General features: G+C 48.5%; 5 protein-coding genes. 3 read left to right on the forward strand and 2 right to left on the reverse strand.

The genetic code is table 11. The annotated features are described in order from the left end of the window. Window positions 1-119: ACT domain-containing protein (locus A3751_RS23745; RefSeq protein ID WP_156492560.1), on the reverse strand; the 119-nt coding region annotated here is incomplete at its 3' end. Between the two features lie 69 nt (window positions 120-188). Further along, window positions 189-2,498: a DNA topoisomerase IV subunit A gene (gene parC, locus A3751_RS16630; protein ID WP_068458046.1), complete on the reverse strand. Its 2,310-nt coding sequence runs from the start codon at window positions 2,496-2,498 to the stop codon at window positions 189-191. A gap of 350 nt (window positions 2,499-2,848) precedes the next feature. On the opposite strand from parC, the gene minC reads away from it, so the two are divergent. The 3 genes from minC to minE form a co-directional block, all read left to right on the forward strand. Continuing rightward, window positions 2,849-3,625, forward strand: coding sequence for a septum site-determining protein MinC (gene minC / locus A3751_RS16635; RefSeq protein ID WP_068458049.1), 777 nt, complete (start codon window positions 2,849-2,851; stop codon window positions 3,623-3,625). Between the two features lie 95 nt (window positions 3,626-3,720). Beyond that, complete coding sequence (gene minD, locus A3751_RS16640) at window positions 3,721-4,539, forward strand: septum site-determining protein MinD (protein WP_068458051.1); 819 nt, start codon at window positions 3,721-3,723, stop codon at window positions 4,537-4,539. Beyond that, the coding region (gene minE, locus A3751_RS16645; RefSeq protein WP_068458053.1) for a cell division topological specificity factor MinE at window positions 4,536-4,725 on the forward strand (190 nt) is incomplete at its 3' end. The genes minD and minE, both read left to right, overlap by 4 nt.

The raw sequence follows: 4,725 nt of genomic DNA on the forward strand, positions 1-4,725 counted from the left end.
ATGACTGCCTGACCGATATCGAGAATACGAATATCGTATTGCGCCATAATGCTGGTCATTTCAGACGTTAAGCCCGGTTTGTCTCTACCAGACACGTTAATCAAGATTATTTCACTCAATCGATATCACCTTTCGCTTAATTTCAATAAGTATGGATTATTCGCTGCAAGCTTCACTCACGGTTTTGCTTAATCGCTATCGTCACTCGATGCATCCTCAACTGCGTCTGCCGCTGACTTAGTCTTTGAGGGAATAACCTCGATTCGATCAACGCGCTGCAAACCGCGAGGCAACTTCTGACCTCGACGTCCACGCTCACCCACGTAGTGCTGCAAATCATTGTATTTTAGCTTCAGATGTCGCTTGCCCGAATGAATAACCACAAAATCTTCTTCCGAGAACACGGCCACGGCAATCATTAACTCGTCCCGACTCTGAGCTCGGGCAGTAGGGATACTGATAATCTTATTACCTTTCCCCTTCGCAAGCTCTGGCAACTCCTTAACAGGAAACACCAACATACGCCCTTCGTTCGTTACCGCTGCTAGCAATTGATTCTCTGGATCGTGAATCACCATCGGATGCATCACCTCAGCATTTTTCGGCAAACTCAGAGCGGCCTTACCCGCTTTGTTTTTGCTCTGCAGATTATCGAGACGCGATACAAAGCCGTAACCCGCATCCGACATCATAAGCAATCGTTGCTCAGGTTTGCCCATCAAAACCGCTTTGAAAATTGCACCAGAAGGGGGATTAATCTTACCCGTTAACGGTTCGCCCTGCCCTCTTGCAGATGGCAAAGTATGCGCCGCTACGGTGTAGGCACGCCCCGTAGAGTCTAGAAAAACGACCCCTTCCTGACTCCGCCCCTTCGCAGCAAGACTAAAGCCGTCTCCCGCTTTATAGCTTAATCCCTTCGGATCTATATCGTGCCCCTTCGCTGCACGCACCCAGCCTTTCTCGGAAAGCACAACAGTGACGGGTTCTGAGCTGACCAGATCCATTTCTGTATATGCCTTGGCTTCTTTGCGGGCGACGATGGGCGAACGACGCTCGTCGCCATACTTCTCTGCATCGGCGAGCAACTCCTTCTTGATCAGCTTTTTCATCTGCGCCTTAGAACCAAGTACTTTCAGCAGATACTGACGCTCCTTCTCAAGCTCTTCCTGTTCAGCCTTGATCTTCATCTCTTCGAGGCGAGCAAGCTGTCTTAACTTGGTATCAAGGATATAGTCCGCTTGAACTTCGGTCAGATCGAAGCGCTGCATCAGCACCTGCTTCGGCTCATCCTCCGTGCGAATAATGTGAATAACCTCATCGATATTCAAAAACGCAATCAGCAAGCCTTCTAAAAGATGCAGTCTGCGCTCAACCTTGTCGAGGCGATACTGAAGCCGACGAGTCACTGTTTCGGTTCGATACGACAACCACTCTGTTAGAATCTCGCGGAGATCCTTAACGCCTGGGCGGCCATCCGTACCGATCATATTCATATTGACGCGATAATTTTTCTCTAGATCCGTGGTCGCATAAAGATGCGCCATGAGTGCTTCGACATCAACCCGGTTAGAGCGCGGCACAATCACGAGTCGCGTCGGGTTTTCATGATCGGATTCATCACGAAGATCAGCGACCATCGGTAGTTTCTTAGCTTGCATCTGCGCGGCAATTTGCTCGAGCACCTTTGCGCCAGAGGTTTGATGTGGCAATTCGGTGACCACAATATCGCCGTTTTCCATATTATGGATAGCGCGCATTTTTACCGAGCCACGTCCAGTTTCATAGATTCGCTGCAAATCCTGCTCAGGCGTAATGATCTCAGCGCGCGTAGGGTAATCAGGCCCTTTTACATGCAGCATCAAATCGTGCGTTTGTGCTTTCGGCTCATCAAGTAAATGCACGCAGGCACTGGCTACCTCGCGCAAATTATGAGGCGGAATATCGGTCGCCATGCCGACCGCAATGCCTGTCGTGCCATTCAACAAAAGATTTGGTAAACGAGCAGGCAAGGTCTTCGGCTCATCCATCGTTCCGTCAAAGTTCGGCGCCCAATCCACCGTCCCTTGGCCCAACTCAGACAGCAAGACATCCGCATACGGGGCTAGTCGAGACTCCGTATAACGCATGGCCGCAAAGGACTTCGGATCATCGGCAGATCCCCAGTTCCCTTGCCCGTCAATAAGTGGGTAGCGATAACTAAACGGCTGAGCCATAAGTACCATCGCTTCATAGCAAGCACTGTCCCCATGCGGATGAAACTTGCCCAGCACATCACCCACTGTTCTGGCTGACTTTTTGTACTTAGCAGTCGATTTCAGCCCCAACTCCGACATCGCATAAACAATACGCCTCTGAACGGGCTTAAGGCCGTCACCAACATGCGGCAAAGCACGATCTAGAATGACGTACATTGAATAATCGAGATAGGCTTTTTCGGTATATTCACGAAGTGAAATTTGCTCGACACCGTCTTCGAGATTGGGAGTGTCTTGACTCATAAGACTCTGCGTTCCTTAGAGAGGGTTGGAGTTGCGATTCAGAAATGACCGACATTATATGAACCACACCTTATGCTGCATAGGTTTATTCAGCAATATGCGCTTTTCTTAATGTACTCACATAAATACCGGCGTTTGAAGGGCCCTTATATAAGTAAATTTTATAAGCGTTCATCGCGGTATCCCGCGAAGCATTACATTACTAAAAAGTCAGCTTGAAAATACAAGATTCTGTGTATTGCTCATGATATGATTCTGATCAAAGGAAGCCTTGAATGTTCTTAAAGCCTTGGCAGGCAAGGCGTTCGGCACAGCACATATAACAACAAAATTCGATGATTAGGGTGACAATGACTACGAGCGTAGATACTGACGCAGCACCTTCAGTGCATGTGGAACAAGAGAGCAGCAACAAAGCACCAAGCATAAAACTAAAAGCGTCTCTTGCACCAATGACCGCACTCGAGATCTCTGACTTCGATCCAGCACATTTTGAACAAGAACTTTCTGCCAAAGTCGCACAAGCCCCTGGCTTTTTTGAGAATTTGCCCGTCGTTATAGGCCTCGAAAAGTACGCCTCGTCATCACTGGATTTCGAACAACTGCTTAGAATATGTAAGGCACACTCTGTAAAAGCGATCGGCGTTCGCGGTGCGAGCCTTGAGCTTCAAGAACAGGCCAGAGCATTTGATTTGGGAATACTGGCAAAGCAGAAAGAGAAGAGCCCGGCATACGACAGCGATGAACTCGCCGCACCAGAACCGGCTCCAGCGCCAGAAGCACAAACCATCGTGCAAGCAAGCAAAGTTATTCAGCATCCTATTCGCTCCGGGCAGCAAGTATATGCAGCCGATGGCGACTTAATCATTTTAGCTTCAGTCAGCGCAGGTGCTGAAATTCTGGCTGATGGCAACATTCATGTATACGGAACCCTTCGCGGACGCGCTCTGGCCGGAGTTAAAGGCAATACGTCAGCACGCGTCTTTTGTCACAGCATGGCCGCTGAACTCGTTTCAGTTGCAGGGCAATACAAAATTAGCGAAGACATTCCAAGCTCTGCGCTCGGCAAACCTTGCCAAGTGTATCTTGAAGACGAATCACTAAAATTTAAAGAACTGGAGTATTAATACTCTTTAAAGTCAAAGGTGCCAAAAAAGAGCACCCGAGGAGAGCATCAGAAAATGCCCTTCTTCAAACAACATAGCAACACGGGAATAAAACATTGGCTAAGATAATTGTTATCACGTCAGGCAAAGGCGGAGTCGGAAAAACGACCAGCAGTGCATCTATCTCTACAGGTTTGGCGCTGAAAGGGCATAAAACCGTTGTCATCGATTTTGATGTAGGCTTGCGTAACCTTGACCTCATTATGAATTGTGAACGCCGAGTGGTATACGACTTCGTAAATGTCATTAACAACGAGGCGACACTCAACCAAGCTCTCATAAAAGACAAGCACAACGAGAATTTATACATCCTCCCTGCTTCGCAAACGCGCGACAAAGATGCACTCACGCAGGATGGAGTAGAACGCGTTCTTAACGAGCTATCAGAGCGCTTCGACTTCATTATTTGTGACTCGCCTGCCGGTATCGAGCACGGCGCCCAAATGGCGCTCTATTTTGCTGACGAAGCCATCGTTGTTACCAACCCAGAAGTATCATCAGTGCGCGACTCAGACCGCATACTCGGAATACTCCAGAGCAAATCCCGACGCGCAGAACAAGGCGAATCTGTCAAAGAGCATTTGCTGCTTACTCGCTACAACCCAACACGTGTAGAGAAAGGCGAGATGCTGGGCGTAGAAGACGTCAAAGACATTCTAGCTATTAAGCTGCTTGGTGTGATCCCAGAATCGCCGGCCGTACTTTCCTCTTCTAATTCAGGCGTGCCGGTTATTCACGACCAAACAACAGATGCAGGACAAGCTTACGACGATGCCGTAGAGCGCCTGCTAGGCAAGGAAGTGCCGCACCGTTTCCTATCCGCTGAAAAGAAAGGCTTCTTCAAGCGCATGTTTAAGGGGACTGCGACAGCATGAGTTTTCTAGATTATTTTAAGAGCACCAAGAAGAACACCGCTTCGATAGCAAAGGAACGCTTACAAATAATCGTCGCTCACGAGCGAGGCCAGCGGGAACAACCTGATTATCTGCCCATGCTTCAGCAAGAAATACTTGAAGTTATCCGCAAATATGTCTCGGTTAATCAAGATCAGGTTCAGGTTA

The organism is Oleiphilus sp. HI0080, assembly GCF_001635135.1.

What these genes read in the sequence shown, in the direction of transcription:
- parC (WP_068458046.1), bottom strand. Translation starts at nt 2,498, where the DNA reads ATGAGTCAAGACACTCCCAATCTCGAAGACGGTGTCGAGCAAATTTCA.
- minC (WP_068458049.1), top strand. Translation starts at nt 2,849, where the DNA reads ATGACTACGAGCGTAGATACTGACGCAGCACCTTCAGTGCATGTGGAA.